We start from the raw sequence: 17306 nt of genomic DNA on the forward strand, positions 1-17306 counted from the left end.
CGCCTGCTGAGTGTCAGGAGGCACACGAGTGGACGTTGTCTGAGCCGGGTTCGGCTCAGTTAGGGTGCTGTCATTTTGACGGTGCCCTTTTTTTGTGTCCATTTGCTCCTCTGATCGCAAAGAAAAATCGATGGGTGACACATCGGGTCCCTGCAAGCCGTGCAGGGCAATTCGAAAGGGCAACAATGCGAACACTTGTTTTGAACGCGGGATACGAGCCACTCGGAGTGGTCTCGTTCAAGCGCGCCATCGTTCTCGTGATGAACGAGAAGGCGACCATCATCGAGAGCGACGTCGAGCATCCGGTCTGGGCCACCTCGGGCCTGTTCGACCGCCCGAGTGTCATCATCCTCACGCGCTACGTGCGCATCCCCTCGACCAGACTCATGCCCGTCTCGCGCAGGGGAGTGCTGCGCCGTGACGGTATGCGCTGCCTGTACTGCGGGGGAGCGGCCACGACCATCGACCACGTGATGCCAAAGTCGCGCGGAGGCAAGGACACGTGGGAGAACCTCGTGGCCTGCTGCCTGCGCTGCAACAACATCAAGAGCGACCGCACCCCGGCCGAGATGGGCTGGACTCTGCGGGCAACGCCCAAGATGCCGCACCAGTCGGGCTGGACGGTCCGCGGAGCGGAGCGCGCAGAGCCGGCCTGGGAGAACTACATAGAGAGCGCGGCGTAGCCGTTCCCTGAGCCTGTCGAAGGGCCGCGTCGCCATTGAACGTCTTCGCCGTGCCATATTTTTAGGGCGGCTCCACCGTTAGGCCTTTGGACGCGTTGGTCGAGTAGCCAAAGGCCGCCCGCGGCCGACGCGTATCGAGACCACCCGGCCTTCCCTCTAAGCTAAACTCCTAAAGGCCAGCCTCTGTAGCTCAATGGAAGAGCAATTCCGTCCTAAGGAACAGGTTGGGGGTTCGAGTCCCTCCAGGGGCACCAAACAAAGGTGCTTTAGTGGCTGGCTGAAGGGCATTCCGCGCGTTTCACACATCCTCGGTGACGTTTTAGGGGACTGACGCGCGACAGGGGAGGGCGGATATGTCAATCGACGTAGTGTCTCGAAAATTGCTTTGGGGACGTGCTGGAAATCGGTGCGCGTGGCCTGATTGTGGACAGCGCCTGACAGCGGATCTGAGGTCCCCTGAGTCTGGTCTCCTGTCGTCGCAGGGTGCAGTCTTGGGAGAAGAGGCCCATATCAGGTCGCAACGCCCTGACGGGCCGCGGCATGATGCAAACTACGCAAACGATATCGATGGCTACGAAAACCTGGTACTCCTGTGCCCGACCCACCACACGGTGATTGATAAAGACAACGGCTCTGCTTGGACGATGGCGGAACTCCTTGAAATAAAAACGCGCCATGAACAACGAATTGACAAATCCGTTACATCTCGAGAGTTGCAGCAACGGGACCTCGACGAACTTCTTGTCGCTCGAATCGCAATATGGGAAAAGAAAGCCCGTTTGGATGATTGGCAGATCAGTACGTCTCATTTGAATGGTGCCCATCCATCACTGTCAGAGGGCGAGTGGAACGACCTATTCGATTTGGGGTCATGGCTCTTGGCGCTTCGATGGCCCCCGACCTACCCTAAGGTTGCGCTAGCCTTCGAAAACCATCGTCAAGTTGTTTCATTGCTCGCGAGTCACTTGGGTCAATGTTTCGACTACCGCAACGGCTGGTTCGTGGTCGATCGACCGCACACGCGAATCAACTGGAACCCCGCGTTGTATTCGAAACTTATATCACAGCTTGGCGTGAACTGTTGGCTCGTTTGGATGCTCACAGCTGAACTAACGAGGTCCGCAAACTTAGTTCTTCAGGCCATTGCAGAGGAGATAGACCCCCTGTATCGCTTCCATGAGGGTGTCCTGCTGATGTCAGACGGTGATCTCATTGGGGGACACAGTCTCGCGCGTCTCGAGTATGTTGCCATTGACTGGGCAACCTTGCCGTTCGTCTATTCGTTGACGGAACTGAGAACACGGGCCACTGATCTATTAAACGGTGGTGACCCTCGAAACGGGCGGGCGATAGACGTGTACTCGTCCGGGTTGTCGGACTGGCTCAATCTAGGTGAGGCCTCGCGGGCGGAATCTGCTGACTAACTGGCAGGGCGCGACTTGTCGTGGTGGCTTTCCCGAAACGGGGTCCCACTTCAGCCAGGTCGGACTTGCAAGTTGACTGGAGGAATGGAGGCGCCAGTTATGCGCCCAGAACGAGGGAGTGTCTAAGAATTGCTGTTCTCCCCTAAAGTGAGGAAAACGGCAGAGAGGCCATAAATGCCCCCCACCAGTTACGCGACGCTTACGCTGGGCGCGGTGATGATGCATCAGATTGTAAGGACACCTGGACCTGGGTCGACGGGCTTCACGGTCGTTTTGACCGACGAACCCGTCACGATGTCGAACGCAAACCTCAGTTTTCTCACTGCGCGATTCGTAAGAGCTCTGTCGGGACGTGCTCTACCGATAGTGGAGGAGGTTGCCTTTGGCTCTGCGGTGCCCAATCGCATCCGATCCTTGTGGGCTACCGCCCCCGATCTGGCTGAAGCCTCGAAAGGTCTTGCGGAAGACCTCAAAGTGGCTCAGCCTGGCTCAGCGCTGCCGGGATTGCTCGTGGTCGCGGAAGCTACCTTGGGCGGGGACGACGCCCTGCTCGTCGCAAAGGTAGAGCATCAGGCCGCGATGAGAATTGAAGCCCAAACCAACAGCGCGGGCCACCGCATTTTTCTAATCGAGCAACTCAGGGACCTTGTTTTTGGCGATAGCGCAAAGATCTACAAGATCGCGGTTATGTCCAAGTCTGCGTCGTCAACTGGCCCGCTCTCTGGCGAAGTTGTTGACGATCAAAATGGTAATCAGTTCGCTCGGTACTTCCTTGGAAAGTTCCTAGGCATGAAGCTCAGAGAGGAGCCCGCAGTGCTGACGCAACAATTTCTCGAGCGCGTAACCAGTGCTGTAAACGAGAGCTCGATGCCTCCTGAGACGAAACTCGACGTGCAGTCGGCATTGCTTTCGGAGCTGAATTCGAACCGCAGGAGTATTGATGCTCAGGCCTTCATTCGGGATCACGTGCCGTCAGGTTTTCAATCGGAAGTAGCTTCATTGGCTCAGTCAAGATCTGCACCCATGTCGACGTTCCCGAAGGACTCCAGCAGAGTGGCTTCGCAGATCAGCCGTCTGCGGCTCGATTTGTCGAATGGTGTGCATGTCGTTGCACCTGCCGAACTTGTTGGCGAGGGGAAAGCGGTTCAAGTGTCAGCAGGAAGAGACGGGCAGGACAACGTCCTGATCACAGGAGGGCGACTCACCGCGGTCAAGGGAAATGGCGGACGATAGCAATATTTCTGCCGCCGAACTGTATATCGGCTATGCGGCGCAAGAGGAGACGTACAGGAATGCGTCTGAGGAGTATTTGACCCGTCTTCAGGCCGTTCTAATTGAGGCGGACATCCAGGCGGCTCTTTTAGAGGCGCGACACAAGAAGCCTCTGGAGCTATTCAAGAAGCAACGCCGAAAAAATTACGCTAACCCATGGTCCGATTGTCCAGATTTGGTAGGCGTCCGGATTGTCGTCCCACTAACAACCGACAAAGCGCGTGTTGTGCACGCCGTTAGGGGAGCGTTGGCATTCGAAAGTGTCGAAGTTGAAGACCAGTCGGTTGGCGCGAACCCGCAAGAAATCGCATACCGAGGCCTGCACATTCACCTCACATCGGATCAGGTGAACGAAGATGGATTGAAAATTCGGTGCGAGCTACAAGTGCGGACGGTGGCTGAGCATAGCTGGGCAATGACGGAGCATAAATACGTCTACAAGAAGGTTCCGCATTTACCCTACGAGGTTGAAAGGACATTCCGCCGGCTCCTCGTCCTCGTTGAACTCTATGATCTCGAACTGTCGAGGGGAGTCGACTTAGTCAAGTCCGAACCGGCGTTTGCTGAGATGAGCCTGGTGCTCCATTTGGAAGAGCTTTTCGAAGGTATGACCGGGCGCGTGGGAGATCAGGAGACTACGCGCGAAATTGTCGCGCTATTGGCTGCATCATTGGGCGCATCGTGCGAAACCCTCAGGAGCAAGTTGGACGCGTTCTTGAAGTCCAAAAGAGACGTTGTCGAACAATTCTTTCTTGAGCATGGGCCGGAATCAGATCGCTTTGAGGTCGACTCGGATTGGTTCGTTACCCAACCCGAGGTCTTGCTGATTTTAGCGCTCCTGGAGGAGGACGAATACGAACTTTCGAATGCCCTCTCCTCCAGTGATGCCTATCAATACGTTGAGCCCATTGCCTTATGGACAGACCACCCGGGTTTCCTGCGATAGAGCCCGGGCCTAACCCGAGCCCGCCTTGAACCCGATGGCGAAAGTTGTATCGCTTGAGGACTGGAATCTGGCCCTCAACATGTGGCGGGTGGCCTAGTCGCCGTACACCACGTGGGAGGGTTCCACTGCGATTATGGTGACTCTCACACGTTCGCTCCATCAGAAAAAGATGCGAATTGCGACTCACACGGCAGACCGCAGGATGATATCCGTAGTCCTAGCCTCTGCCGCGGGCTTCGTCGCGAGCATCGCAAACGACGGGGCCACATCTCCCCGTCGTCGAGCGCCTCGTCCTCGCTGAAGTACCGCGTCTTGAACTACGCCGCGCTCTGTACGAACAGAGTGACCCTGCGGCCTTTTTCAGTATGTGGGCTGGCCGTACTAGGTCTGGACCGTCAGCTGCGGTGTGTGTTCCGCGGCAAGTTTGTGGATGCGGCCCGCGATAGCGGCATCCGATTCGGGCATCTTTGCGATCGCCTGTGTCACGGACTTCCCGCCCGCCTCGGCGTGGCCGAGTGGTTCCTGTCAAGCAATTCTTGAACCCGTGGTGTTCCTCTTTTTGGTATTCCTTCTGCGGAGACTAAAGCGGCCGTGGTGCTGGAATGCAAGGCTTTGTGCGCGTGAGAAAGGCTTATATCGTCTTCTGGCCGACTGACATACTCTCCCTTATGGGGATTGAGTTTTTTTGAGTTTTTTGGGTCTGGTCGTAGCCGTCCTTGTTCCCGTGCTCATCCATAGACGAGAGCATCCACGACGCGAGCTTCGCTTTCGGATTGAATCGAGTAGTCTGATCGGCGCCAGCCTTGATGGCGCACCTCAGGTGTTGGTCTCCGTGGGTGACCAGCGCGTAGCGTTCCCGCATCTCGTGAAGGTCACGGTCTGGTCGAGCGGTCGGGCCGATATCTCGTCTGCTGCTTTTGATGGGAATCGCAACTTTGAGCTGGACCTGCAGGTGCCCATATTGGAGATCAACCGGCCAGCCACCGATACGTCTTTGGATTCGCTCAACCTCGAAGTGTCGGATCACTCCAAAATTATTCTGAGACCATCCCTAATTCGGCGGGGAGCCTCGGGGACCCTCCAGGTGGTCGTCGATGGAGTACCGTCCGTCCATTGGTTCTCTCCTCTCCCTGACATCAAGGTGAGTGAGGAGACAGCCAGTGATACGAGGCGAATAATCGAGGCAACCCGGAAGAAGAGATGGGTCACCCCTGTGAACGTCGGTTGGCTCGTCTTTGCGCTCAGCATGCTTAGCCTCATTATCGGCCTTTGCGTCAACCTGACCGACAAGGATGCCGGACAGGCGTGGGGAGTGCCCGGGCTCATGTTTCTTATGCTGAGTGCTGCCTTCCTTCTGGTTGCCTATGTCGTAATCGTCATTCGCTGGGCTGTGCATCGAACAGGCCCCGATCGTTCAGCGATTCAGCAGGGGAGTCGGGGCCCGGTGATTTGACCGGGGCTTGCGTTCCATGCTGGAACATCTGTGCGCGGATAGGCAGTGTTGAGGTCACGCTTTAGTTAGAAGACAGCTTGGACTAGCTCAGTGATCTTCTTCTCCACCGCAGGTGTCAGCGCGGTCACCGCAAACGACGTCGCCCACATCTCCCCGTCATCAAGCGCCGCGTCCTCGCTGAAGCCCAGGGTGCAGTACCGCGTCTTGAACTTCGCCGCGCTCTGCACGAAGAGGATGACCTTGCCCTCCTTGTTCGCGTAGGCCGGCTGCCCGTACCAGGTCTTCGGCATGAGGTCCGGCGCGTGTTCCGCGACCAGTTCGTGGATGCGGCCCGCGATAGCGGCATCCGATTCGGGCATCTCGGCGATCGCCTTCGCCACGGCCTGCTCGCCCGCCTCGCGGTTCTTGCCCGCCTTGGCCTCCTCTCGCAGTTCCTTCGCGCGATCCTTGACCGCGTCGCGTTCTTCCTTCGACAGTCCTTCGGCAGCTGCGGCCATGATGTTCTCCTTCGAGCATGCGTGAGCGGGCGACACCTAACTTGCGGCGACGACTTCAGAATAGGGATGCGCGCACAGCACGCGCTTCTCCGATCCTGCTTGAAGTCGTGCCCGGCGGCGAGGAGAAGTTCCGCTACGACATGCCCGCCGTGATGCTCGGCGGCCGCTACGGACTGCACTACGCCGCCTGGAAGAAGTTCGTCGGCCTCTATCCGATCGCGAGACTCGACGATGGCGAGTCAGCGGAGCGCGACGCCCTCGAAGCAGAGATCTCCCCGTTCCGCTTGGGAAAGGACTCGATCAACTTCCCGTACTCGAAACCGATACCGTACGACCTCATCAAACGCGTCGCCTCGGCGTTGGCCCAGCGGCACGGCCTTCCCGACTGACCAGAGGCTAGCCGCTGACGCCGCTTAGTCTGTGCCCAGAGACGGCCTGACCAACACGCGGCGGGTGTCGAGCGGTTGCCTCGCTGTGTCGACCACGGCGTTGTAGCGCAGGCGCGGAGGCTCCGCCTGCAGAGCTTCGATGCTCGACGGTGAGATCTCGAAGGGGAACGCGGTGAGCAGCTTGCCGTCGACAGCGTAGAGGAGCGCCGAATGTTCGGCACTCGGATGGCGTACTAGAACGGTCATGGCGGAGATGCGATCCGAGCTCTCGCGCATCACGAACACGACACCGGGCGCCTCAGCGGGAGCATCGAAGATGGGCGAGAGTGCCATCGCAAGGCGATGCAGGGGAGTGGCCGCCGCCGGAGTCCCGTGCCACGGAGTAAACGCAGACGGCTCGAGGCCGAGGGCGCGCGCCACATCACCGTTCACCCACCGGTCGCGCTTCAACCCGTAGGGCGTCGACACGGTCGACAGCAGATAGCCATAAACATGGGTGAGCCCGGCATTGCCGACGGGCCAGGCCGCGTCGAGGCCGGCGAGCCGGTGCAGCTCGGCGAAGAGCTCGGGCGAGATGACCGGCGTGCCCGTGTTCTCGTCGACGACGGTCGAGAGCCCCCACTGCGAAAAACGCCGGGCCGACGCATCCCGCCCGATTTGCGCGGCGAGAAGCGAGCCCTCGAGAACCGACCGCGGCGATTCGCCCGCGTCGATGCGAGCGGCAGCATCCAGTAAGTCATCGAAAGTCACGTCGTAATCGTAGGTGGCGACGGCCTCTCGAAAAATCGTTTACACGCTGTTCACCCAGCGTGGTCATTGCGTCTATACGCTCTACCTATCATGGACGCTGTGTCCGCGAAGGAAAGGAAAAGCGTGCCGTACCGCGACAAGACTCTGCTGTTCGATTTCGATGGGACGCTCTCCCTCGGGGTTGGGCCGGTCGTCGCGTATGCCCGTGCCGCGGCGCAGCAGCTGCCCGTCGACGAGGCTCACGCTTTCGTTGAGACCGTCGTCGCGACGCTCGACGAGCACCCCTCCGGACGGGCGCCCGGCACGAGCGCCATCGACGGGTACGACCTTGTGCGTCTGATGTCGGCCGACCACGGCATCCGGCCCGAGACGCTCGGTGAGGCCTATCTCGCCAGCCGCGCGCACCTCGGCTCGCCGCTCGCCCCCGTCGTGGCGCCCGACGATCTCGCCGAATTTCTGAGCGAGGCGCGCCAGCATGCGAACCTCGTCGTCGCCACGAACGCTCCCGACATTCGCATCAGCGAGGCCCTCGAGGTTCTCGGGCTCGCCGGCCTGTTCGACGCCGTCTATACGTCTCTCGGCAAGCCGAACGGCATGGCCGCCGTGCTCGACGACTGGCTGCCCCGCGGCCAGGTTCTGAGCATCGGCGACGTCTGGATCAACGATCTCGCCCCCGCGCACGCTCGCGGGGCGCTGACAGCCCTCGTCGGCTCGACCTCCGACGAGACGCCGGATGTGACGCCCACGTTCTCGGCTCACCATCTGCACGACCTCTACCCGGCAATCACCGAATGGCTCCGCACCTCCTCTTCTTCACCCTTCTCACCCGCACCCTCCGAAAGGTAATTCCATGATCTCTCGCAAGCGCCTCACCTTCGCCGGGGCGGCCGCCGTCGCCCTCGCAACGGTCGCCCTCACCGGATGCTCGACCCAGGCATCCACCGACGGCTCGTCGGACGCCGCCCAGGCCGACCCGACCTCGCTGACGCTCGCCCTCGTTCCCTCGCAAGACCAGGGAGCGCTCGTCGACACCGCCAAGCCGCTCACTGACATGCTGTCGAAGGCCCTCGGCATTCCCGTGACCGGTGTCGTGTCGAAGGACTACCAGGCTGCCGTCGAGGCGATGGGTGCGGGCCAGGCCCAGATCGGGTTCCTGCCGTCGCTGCAGCTGTGGCAGGCGAGCGACATGTACGGCGCATCCGTCGTGCTGCAGACCGAGCGCAACGGCAACATCACCTACCCGGCCCAGTTCATGACGAACAACCCCGACAAGTACTGCGACGACACCCCCGTCGAGCGCGACGGCAAGCTCTTCTGCAATGGCGCCGACGCGCTGAAGGGCCCGGCCGGCCTCGACTCGATCTCTAAGATCAAAGACGGTGTGAAGGTGGCCATGCTCGGCCCCGGATCGCCGGCCGGCTACATCTACCCGATCCTCGCCCTGCGCGAGGCCGGAATCGACACCGACAACGACATCAGCGCGCTGCCCGTGACCGCGAACGACGCCAGTGTTCTGGCCGTCTACAACGGCGACGCCGAGGTGGGCTTCAGCTTCTGGGACGCCCGCGACATCGTGAAGAGCGACAAGCCCGACGTGGGCCAGAAGGTCGTGGTGTTCGCCCTCTCCGACGAGATTCCGAACGACGGCGTTGCCCTCACGAAGGACCTGTCACCTGCGCTTCAGGACAAGATCACCAAGGCGCTCGAGGACTACTCGAACACCCCCGAGGGTTCGAAAGAACTCACCGCGATCTACTCCATCACCAAGCTGGCCCCGGCCGACCCGGGCTCGCTCGACGTCGTCGCCCGCGCGGCCGACAAGCTCGGGCTGAAGTAGCGTGACTCAGCACACTGCGGAGGTCGGGGCAGTCGCCCCGGCCTCCGCGCCGTGGTCTATTCGCATGCGCGATGTCAGCGTGCGCTACCCCAATGGCGTCGTCGCACTCAAGAGCATCTCCATGGACATCGAGCCGGGCGAGATGGTCTCGGTCGTCGGTCTGTCTGGCTCGGGCAAGTCCAGTCTCATCCGCACGATCAACGGGCTCGTTCCCATCACATCGGGTCAGCTGACCGTGGGCGGGCACAGCCTCGCCGAGGCGAAGGGCCGCGAGCTGCGCCGCCTGCGCGGCGAGGTCGGCATGATCTTTCAAGGGTTCAACCTGGCGGGCCGCACCAGCGTTCTGAACAACGTGCTCGTGGGCCGCCTCGCGCATACCCCGACCTGGCGCACGCTGCTCGGCCTGCACACGGCCGCCGACAAGCAGATCGCGTTCGACGCGCTCGAGCGGGTCGGCATTCTGGCCAAGGCATGGGATCGCGCCTCGTCGCTCTCGGGCGGCCAGCAACAGCGGGTCGCGATCGCGCGCGCCCTCTCGCAGGAACCCCACCTCGTGCTCGCCGACGAGCCCGTGGCGAGCCTCGACCCGCCCACGGCGCACGCCGTGATGCGCGATCTGCGTCGCATCAACACCGAACTCGGTATCACGGTGCTCACCAACCTGCACCTCGTCGACCTGGCACGCGAATACGGCACTCGCCTGATCGGGCTGCGCGCTGGCGAGGTCGTCTACGACGGCTCCGTCGACGACGCCACCGATGCCGTCTTCGAAGAGATCTACGGCCGGTCGATCCGCGCAGAGGATGTGCTCGACCGATGACCGTGCCTGAACCCGCGTTCGCTCTGGCCCCGGAGAGGAAAAAAGCTGCCTCGGCTACACCGCCGCCACGGCCCGCCGGCCGCTGGAAGCCGTGGCTTGCGTTCGGCGTGATCGCCGTGATCACAGCCGTGACGCTGAGCCCGCAGGTGGGGATCGCGTTCTCGTTCGACGCCATCGTGCGCAACTGGCAGAACGGCGCGGCCAAGATCGTGCAGCTTCTGCAGCCGGACTGGTCATTCTTTCCCCGCACCATCCCTCCCATGCTCGAGACGCTCGAGATGGCGGTCATCGCCACCGCGGTGAGCACCGTCATCGCGCTTCCGCTCAGCCTCTGGGCCGCCCGCCTCACCAACCCGAACTGGGTCGGTCGCGGACTTGTGCGCGTCATCCTCAATGTCGTGCGCGCTGTGCCCGAACTGCTCTACGCGGCGATCCTCGTCGCCATGGTCGGCGTCGGGGCGCTGCCCGGAATCCTGGCCCTCGTGCTGTTCAACGTGGGCATCATCGTGAAGCTCGTCTCCGAGGCCATCGAGTCGAACGACGCCGGTCCCCTCGAGGCGGGTCGTGCAGCCGGCGGCACCCAGGCGCAGATCAACCGCGCGGTCGCCCTGCCCGATGTGTGGCCGAGCTTTGTGAATCAGGTTCTCTACGTGCTCGAGCTCAACGTGCGATCGGGCACCGTTCTTGGCCTCGTGGGCGCGGGCGGCATCGGCCTGCTCATCGACGCCGTACGCACCTACTTCCGCTACGACCAGCTGTCCGTCATCATCCTCGAGGTTCTCGTCGTCGTCATCCTGCTCGAGCTCGTCTCCAGCGCTATCCGGAAGAGGCTCGTATGAGTGCCGTCGCCCCACCCCGCCCTTCCCGCACGCGTACCCGGCTCGTCGCATCCGTCGTCTGCGTCGTCGTGGTCGTCGCGTTCTGGTCTGTCGACATCAACTGGGCCAGACTCGGCAACCTGCCCTCCGAGATCGTGCGCTACCTCTGGCTTATGTTCTCGGCCCCCGACTGGTCGAAGCTCGGCGAGGCGCTCTATCAGACGTGGCGCTCGGTCGAGATGGCCTGGGTCGGCACCGTGTTCGGCATCATCATTGCGACGCCGCTGAGCTTTCTCGCGGCGAAGGGCTTCGGCCCGCCGCCCGTGCAGGCCGCGCTGCGCGGAGTCTTCGCGGTGATCCGGGCGGTGCCCGAGATCATCATCGCCATCATCATTCTTTCTGTCACCGGACTCACGCCCCTAACCGGCGCCCTCGCGCTCGCAGTCGGAGGCATCGGAACCCTCGGCAAATGGGGCTTCGAGTCGATCGACGGAGTGCCCCGCGGGCCGATCGAGGCGGTGCGCGCCGCCGGCGGCTCGACATCGCAGGTGCTGCGCTGGGGAGTCTGGCCGTCGGCGAGCCCGGAGTTCCTGTCGTTCTGGCTCTACCGCTTCGAGATCAACGTGCGCGCCTCTGCCGTGCTCGGCCTGATCGGTGTGGGAGGCATCGGAGACATGCTCACCTCCTACACTCAGTATCGGCAGTGGGGTGTGGTGGGGATGCTGCTGATCGTCGTCGTGATCGTGACGATCGCCCTCGACGCGATCTCGGGGGCCATCCGCCGACGGATAACCGAGGGAGCACCCGTACATGACCTGGAGCGGTAGCGAAGACGTCAACCCGACGACGCGCATTGCCACGGTGATCAACTCACTGCTGCCCAGCGAGCGCCGTGTGGTCGAGCTGATTCTCGCGGATCTCGAGGGCATCGTCGAGACCACAGCGCAAGACCTGGCCGACCGAGCCGGAGTGGCGAGGTCGACGGTCATTCGTACCTGTCAGAGTCTCGGTTACCGCGGCTATCCGCAGCTGCGCGTGGCGCTGACCCGCGAGCTCGCCCAGGGAGAGGGCCGCGAGCGGGAGCGCGACTACGGCTCGGGGGCCCTCGGCAGCATCCGCGCCGACATCGACGCGCTCGCCGCTTCGCTGCCGCAGATTGCCAGCGTTCTCACCGACGAGTCTGTCGAGAAGTCGCTCGAGCTCATCGTGGGAGCCTCACGCCTTCTCGCCATCGCCAACGGTCTGTCATCGCCGCTTGCGCTCGATCTGGCCATGCGGCTCACCGCCGTCGGGCGCCCCACAGAATTCGTCGCCGACCCCATTGGCCAGCAGATCGCCGCGCGTCAGCTGAGCCCTGCCGACACGTGCATCGTTATCAGTGGCAGCGGCGCGAACGAGTCCAGTCTTCGCTCGGCGCGCGCCGTGAGGGCGGCGGGTGCCCGACTCGTGGTGGTCACCTCGTTCGCGCGATCTCCGTTGGTGACACTCGCCGACGCTGCCCTCGTGGTCGCGCCGGCCAGCGGCTCGTTCCGTCACGAACTCGAGCACACCTCGCGCATCCCTCACGTCGTTCTGTTGGAGTCGCTCGTCGAGGTGGTGGCCGCCCGGCTCGGCGATGTGGCGCGACAGTCGCGCTCGACCGTGCTCTCGATTCTGAGCGACAACCTCAGCGACTGACGCGCCAAACGCTCCTCTAGGAGACCACGCACACCACCGTTGGCCCTGCGTTCATCTGCACGCATCGGCTCGTTCACCGACAGGATGCCGCCGGCTCTTAGCGTCACATCATGAATCGACGGCGGGCACACGCATGATCGGCCACGTCGACCCCTTCATCGGGTCCGAGCCGACCGACCTGACGAAACAGACCGGCCTCGCCGCTGCCTGGTGGTGGCCCAAGCCGCAGATCGGCAACACACATCCGGGTGCCACCTACCCGCTCGGCATGGTCTCGGCCTGCGCCTATTCCGGCGCTTATCCCACCGGCTACGGCCGCTACGACCTGAGTCTCGAGGGCGTGCCCTCGACCCTGCACGACCGGCCCACCGCATCCGGTTTCACGCACTTTCAGCAGTCGGGCACCGGCGCCATTCGCAAGTACTACAACTACTTTCGCGTCACGCCCATGATCGAGCCACTGGATGCGTTGGGCCGGCTCTGGGATCTCACGGATGAGACCGCAGAGCCCGGCTTCTACTCCGCCACGCTCGACTCCGGCGTGCGAGCAGAGCTGACCGTCGGACCGAAGAGCGCCGTTCACCGGTACACGTTCCCTGAGGATCCGCGGGCACGCGTCGTGATCGACTTCTCGCTGGGCGGCCTGTCGATTCCCTACGGAGCGACGATTCCGCTGCGTGCACACCTCGAGACGCTCGAGCCGGGCGTAGCGCAGGGAGAGATCGTTGTCGAGGGCACGCCGATCGCCGTGTACATCGAGTGCGACACCCCGCAGTGGCGGCAGATGCTGTTCTATGACCGCCGCCTGATGCCGGGCGGCAAGCGGCTCGACTTCGACCACATCAGGCCTACGACTCTGCGTCCGTTCGGGCTTATGTGGGCGGGGCCGAGCCGTGCGGGCGAGACCATCGAGCTGCGCATCGGCTTCTCCCTGCGCGGCGTCGAGCAGGCCCGTCGCAATCTGCGAGAGGACTGCGGCGACGGGCCGGCGCGCTTCGAACATCGGCGCGAGAAGACGAAAAGGCAGTGGCGCAAGCAGCTGAAGTCGGCAAGCGTTAAGACGTCGTCGACCAAGCGGCAGACCGTCTTCTCGACCGCGCTGTACCACTCGCTGATCAAGCCGTGCCTTGCCATATCGGAGAGCCCGTTCTGGCCGAGCGACGGGCCGTTCGCCTTCGACATCAGCACGATGTGGGACATCTATCGCACCCAGTTGCCGCTGCTCACTGCCCTGATGCCCGAGCGTGCCGTGGAACTGGCCAATGCGCTGCTCACCATCTGCGAGGAGGAGGGCAACTTTCCGATCGGCTATCGCATGGCCCGGGGGAGCGACCGCTTCTCGCGCCAGGGCAGCGCCCTCGCCCACACCTTTCTCGCCGATCTCTGCCAGCTCGGGCTGCCCGGCATCGACTGGGAGTGGGCGCTCGTGCACATGTCGGACGACCTGCGCCGCACGTACGGCGAGGAATTCCTGCTGCACGGCGAGACGCATCCGATCAGCCACACCCTCGACCTCGCCTTCGGCTACTGGGCCACGGCTAAGGTCGCTCGGCGGGTAGGTGACACGGCGCTCGCAGAGCAGTTCGAGGGGCTTGCCGAGCGCTGGGTCAACGCCTTCGATCCGACGAGCGGGCTGCTGAAAGACTCCACCTACTACGAAGGAACCCGCTACAACTACTCGTTCCGGCTGCTGCACGACATGGCCTCGCGCGTCGAGCTCAGCGGCGGAGCCGAGGCGTTCGTGGCACAGCTCGACCAGTTCTTCGGTTTCGACGCACCCGCTGTGGCCCAGCCCGGCAACAGGCCGAGCGTCGCCGAGATGCAAGCGGGCTACGCGCTTGGCCGCTTCGAAGGGCTGAACAACGAGCCCGACATGGAGGCGCCCTGGGCCTACCACTACGCCGGCCGACCCGATCGCACGGCCGAGGTCGTGCACAACGTTCTGCTGCAGCAGTTTGGAACCGGTCGCGGCGGCCTGCCGGGCAACGACGACTCCGGCGGGCTCAGCTCGTGGAACGTGTGGGCGTCGCTCGGACTGTTTCCCGTGGCCGGCCAGAACATTTTTCTCGTGAACGCACCCCTGTTCTCGTCGGCAACCATCGCCGTGGGCGACGAGAGCTTCAGAGTGCGCACGAAGAACTTCGTCGAACCCGTGCACGGCGGTCCGGTGCAGTACGTGCAGTCGATGCAGCTGAACGGTGCCCCGCTCGAGCGCAGCTGGATCAGCGGATCAGAGCTGCACCGCGGCGGCGAACTGCTCGTCGAACTCGGCCCCGAACCCAGCGACTGGGCCACCACGAATCTTCCCCCATCGCGGCCAGGACCGGCGCGCGAACCATCCGTTTCACCAACCTTGGGAGCCAAGCCATGACCACCATCGACAACCGTCTCGTGATCATCGTGCGAGCAGATCCGGTGATCTGCGGCCACTCGGTCGAGGCGCGCAATCTGGCCGAGACCGCCCTCGAGCGCGGCTTCGACGAGGTGCGCATCGTGACCTGGCCCATCGACGTGCTCGAGCGCGCCGGACTGCCACTCAAGCCGCTCGACTCTGTTCTTCCGTACAGCGACGGCATCATCGTGGAGCGCCCGGCGCCCGTCGGCGACTACAAGGTGCCCGACGGTCGCCACCTCGCCGGTATCACGGGCCGTCTCGTCGAACTCTTCACCGACGGCGTTCCCACGGTGTGCCTCTCGCTCTACCTCAGCCCGCACACCATCGCCGCGTCAGACGCCGTTCGGGCCGCCCTCGGCACCGGACTGCCGGTGAACGTCACCACCATCGCCGAGGCCGTCGGCTCGGACGTCACCAACGTTGTGCGCACCGCGGTGGAGGAGGGCCGGCTCGGCGCCGCCGCCCACATTCTCACCAGCTACCTCAGCCAGGACTACTGCGTCGCCGTCTCTGACTACACCCGCCAGCTCATCATCAGCGAGGCCGAGCGCGTCGACGCGCAGCACGGAACGCGCTTCGCCGAGCAGTGCCGCGCGAAGATCACGGTCTCGTACCCGGCGATCGATGCCGACGCCTACGTCGACCTCGACGACGGAGTTCTCGACGAAGTGCTGGAATCGCGCGGGCTCGAGCGTGACGGTTACGTTCTGTTCCTCTCGCGACTCACGCACGCCAAGGGCGTCGAAGAGCTCATCGAAGGCTTCGAGCGCAGCGGCGTGCACCGCGACAAGACCCTGGTGATCGCGGGCCGAGGACCGCAGGCCGACGCATTCCGCGCGGCTGCCGCGGCATCCGGTGTCTCATCGCGCATCCGATTTCTCGATGATGTGGGAGACGCCGAGAAGCCTTATCTGATGAAGGGATGCGCGGCGTTCGTTCTGCCCAGCAAGCCGCGGCCCGAGTTCGTGGAGACCTTCGGCATCGCCCTCGCAGAGAAGATGCTCGCTGGAGGCGGCCCCATCATCACCACACTGACGGGCGGCATCGGCGAGGCGATCGGCGATCACGCGATCGTCGTTCCCGTCGAAGACCCGGATGCGATCGCCCGGGCTCTCGTGCGCGCCATCGTCGAGACCACGGCCGACGAGCGAGAGGAGTGGGCGGCCCGCGCCCGCGAGTACGCCCTGCAGTTCGACCGCAGGGTGGTCTTCGACCGCATGTTCGATAAGGTCGTGCGCCGGGCGGTTGCCGTTCGATAGGCGGCTGCGGTGACCGCGACTCGGCTCGCGTGGGTGGATGCCGCGCGCGGCATCTGCGTGCTGCTGGTCGTTCTGCTGCACGTGCGCATCTTCGTGTACGCGCCCCTCGCGCCGCCGAGCAACGGGGTGGAGCTCTGGACGCAGCTGACGGAGTTCTTCGGGGCGTTCAGGCTGCCGTTGCTCTTCGTTGTCTCGGGCTTCGTGGCGTCGCGTCGGGTTCGCGCGGGGTGGAGCGATCGTCGAACGGTGCTTCGGGCCGTATCGCTGTATTGGATCTACCTTGTCTGGCTCACGGTGTATGCCGTGCTCTCGATCGTGGTGATCGATCCGGGCGTGCCGTTTCGGGTGATGACGCCCTTGCACTACCTCGAGCAGCTGCTCGTTCCCGATTCGATGCTCTGGTTCATCTTCGCGCTCGCCGCCTATGTGATCGTTCTCAGCAGTGTGAACCGGGTACCGCGCGGCGCGGTGCTGGGCGTGCTCGCGGCGCTGTCCATCGCATCCGGTGCTGTGCCTGTCACTCGAGACGAGGCGCTCTGGTTGCACGTCGTGTACTACGCGGTCTTCTTTGCCGTCGGCGTCTACGCGGCGCCTGCGCTGCAGTTGCTCGCGCGAAGTCGTCGACCGTTCGTGCTTCCGCTCTCGGTCGGCACGTTCATCGCGTGCGAACTGGCCTGGCAGCAGAGCGCCGAGGGAACAATTCTCGAGACAGCGCTGCGGCTGCTGCGCGACGGCGCTGCGGTGGCCGTGTCGATCGTCGTGATCGCGCTGCTCGTGCGCTGGCGGCCATTCGAGAGGGTGGCTTCGGCCATCGGTCAGCGCACGCTGCCGATCTTCGTGCTGCAGCTTCCGTTGATCTGGCTGCTCTTTCTGCTTCCTCTGGTCGGGTGGTCGTTGGAGTTCGCTCCGGTGCGGTACCTCGCCCCGGTGCTCGGAACGGCACTGATCGTGGTCGCTGCGCTCGGCATCCATCGCTTGCTCATCCGCGCACGTGCGCGGGTGCTGTTCGAGCTGCCGGAGAGGTGGAAGAAGGCGGTTCTCGGCGCGCGGGCCGGCTCAATTCGTCTCTAGCTGCGTCTTCGGTTC

The 17306-nt window shown here is 63.3% G+C and carries 17 protein-coding genes and 1 tRNA gene; 16 read left to right on the top strand and 2 right to left on the bottom strand.

What is annotated here, in order from left to right:
• Window positions 1–185 precede the first annotated feature (185 nt).
• From TZ00_RS17925 to TZ00_RS17960, 6 genes are all read left to right on the top strand, one after another.
• On the top strand, window positions 186–683 hold the full coding sequence (locus TZ00_RS17925) for an HNH endonuclease (RefSeq protein ID WP_044443815.1): 498 nt from the start codon (window positions 186–188) through the stop codon (window positions 681–683).
• A 179-nt stretch (window positions 684–862) separates the two neighbouring features.
• Window positions 863–937 (top strand) — tRNA-Arg (locus TZ00_RS17930).
• A gap of 237 nt (window positions 938–1174) precedes the next feature.
• Window positions 1175–2107 carry a hypothetical protein gene (locus tag TZ00_RS19830; RefSeq protein WP_152631263.1) on the top strand — a complete coding sequence of 311 codons (933 nt, stop codon included), beginning with the start codon at window positions 1175–1177 and terminating at the stop codon, window positions 2105–2107.
• 393 nt (window positions 2108–2500) lie between these two features.
• Window positions 2501–3340: a nucleoid-associated protein gene (locus tag TZ00_RS17945; RefSeq protein WP_238579752.1), complete on the top strand. Its 840-nt coding sequence runs from the start codon at window positions 2501–2503 to the stop codon at window positions 3338–3340.
• Complete coding sequence (locus tag TZ00_RS17950; protein ID WP_044443822.1) at window positions 3327–4325, top strand: GTP pyrophosphokinase; 999 nt, start codon at window positions 3327–3329, stop codon at window positions 4323–4325. Before TZ00_RS17945 ends, TZ00_RS17950 begins: the two co-directional genes overlap by 14 nt.
• A gap of 832 nt (window positions 4326–5157) precedes the next feature.
• Window positions 5158–5778 (top strand): hypothetical protein, encoded by a 621-nt coding sequence (locus TZ00_RS17960; protein ID WP_044443824.1) that lies wholly within the window; start codon window positions 5158–5160, stop codon window positions 5776–5778.
• Between the two features lie 65 nt (window positions 5779–5843).
• On the opposite strand, the gene TZ00_RS17965 is transcribed toward TZ00_RS17960, so the two are convergent.
• Window positions 5844–6275 (bottom strand): iron chaperone, encoded by a 432-nt coding sequence (locus tag TZ00_RS17965; protein ID WP_044443825.1) that lies wholly within the window; start codon window positions 6273–6275, stop codon window positions 5844–5846.
• A gap of 17 nt (window positions 6276–6292) precedes the next feature.
• Here TZ00_RS17965 and TZ00_RS17970 point away from each other — a divergent pair, with 17 nt between their 5' ends.
• The gene (locus tag TZ00_RS17970; RefSeq protein WP_338010805.1) at window positions 6293–6664 is read left to right on the top strand and encodes an iron chaperone; all 372 of its coding nucleotides are present in this window, start codon (window positions 6293–6295) and stop codon (window positions 6662–6664) included.
• Window positions 6665–6688: 24 nt separating this feature from the next.
• Here the strand turns inward: TZ00_RS17970 and TZ00_RS17975 are convergent, their stop codons facing one another.
• Complete coding sequence (locus TZ00_RS17975) at window positions 6689–7414, bottom strand: hypothetical protein (RefSeq protein WP_052521693.1); 726 nt, start codon at window positions 7412–7414, stop codon at window positions 6689–6691.
• Between the two features lie 99 nt (window positions 7415–7513).
• Here TZ00_RS17975 and TZ00_RS17980 point away from each other — a divergent pair, with 99 nt between their 5' ends.
• The 9 genes from TZ00_RS17980 (at window position 7514) to TZ00_RS18020 (ending at window position 17291) form a co-directional block, all read left to right on the top strand.
• A complete protein-coding gene (locus TZ00_RS17980; protein ID WP_238579753.1) occupies window positions 7514–8260 on the top strand; it encodes an HAD family hydrolase in 747 nt (248 codons plus the stop codon).
• Between the two features lie 4 nt (window positions 8261–8264).
• A complete protein-coding gene (phnD, locus tag TZ00_RS17985; protein ID WP_044443830.1) occupies window positions 8265–9251 on the top strand; it encodes a phosphate/phosphite/phosphonate ABC transporter substrate-binding protein in 987 nt (328 codons plus the stop codon).
• A gap of 64 nt (window positions 9252–9315) precedes the next feature.
• Window positions 9316–10071, top strand: a complete 756-nt coding sequence (gene phnC, locus TZ00_RS17990) for a phosphonate ABC transporter ATP-binding protein (RefSeq protein WP_044443889.1) — start codon at window positions 9316–9318, stop codon at window positions 10069–10071.
• A complete protein-coding gene (phnE, locus tag TZ00_RS17995) occupies window positions 10068–10910 on the top strand; it encodes a phosphonate ABC transporter, permease protein PhnE (RefSeq protein WP_044443831.1) in 843 nt (280 codons plus the stop codon). The genes phnC and phnE (TZ00_RS17995) overlap by 4 nt, the downstream gene beginning before the upstream one ends.
• Window positions 10907–11716 carry a phosphonate ABC transporter, permease protein PhnE gene (gene phnE, locus TZ00_RS18000; RefSeq protein ID WP_044443833.1) on the top strand — a complete coding sequence of 270 codons (810 nt, stop codon included), beginning with the start codon at window positions 10907–10909 and terminating at the stop codon, window positions 11714–11716. The genes phnE (TZ00_RS17995) and phnE (TZ00_RS18000) overlap by 4 nt, the downstream gene beginning before the upstream one ends.
• The gene (locus TZ00_RS18005) at window positions 11700–12566 is read left to right on the top strand and encodes a MurR/RpiR family transcriptional regulator (RefSeq protein WP_044443835.1); all 867 of its coding nucleotides are present in this window, start codon (window positions 11700–11702) and stop codon (window positions 12564–12566) included. The genes phnE (TZ00_RS18000) and TZ00_RS18005 overlap by 17 nt, the downstream gene beginning before the upstream one ends.
• A gap of 133 nt (window positions 12567–12699) precedes the next feature.
• A complete protein-coding gene (locus TZ00_RS18010; RefSeq protein ID WP_044443837.1) occupies window positions 12700–14937 on the top strand; it encodes a glycoside hydrolase domain-containing protein in 2238 nt (745 codons plus the stop codon).
• Window positions 14934–16220: a glycosyltransferase gene (locus TZ00_RS18015; RefSeq protein WP_044443839.1), complete on the top strand. Its 1287-nt coding sequence runs from the start codon at window positions 14934–14936 to the stop codon at window positions 16218–16220. Before TZ00_RS18010 ends, TZ00_RS18015 begins: the two co-directional genes overlap by 4 nt.
• Before the next feature lie 9 nt (window positions 16221–16229).
• Window positions 16230–17291 (top strand): acyltransferase family protein, encoded by a 1062-nt coding sequence (locus tag TZ00_RS18020; RefSeq protein ID WP_044443841.1) that lies wholly within the window; start codon window positions 16230–16232, stop codon window positions 17289–17291.
• Window positions 17292–17306: the final 15 nt, after the last annotated feature.

This window comes from Agreia bicolorata, assembly GCF_000938265.1.
Lineage (GTDB): Bacteria > Actinomycetota > Actinomycetes > Actinomycetales > Microbacteriaceae > Agreia > Agreia bicolorata.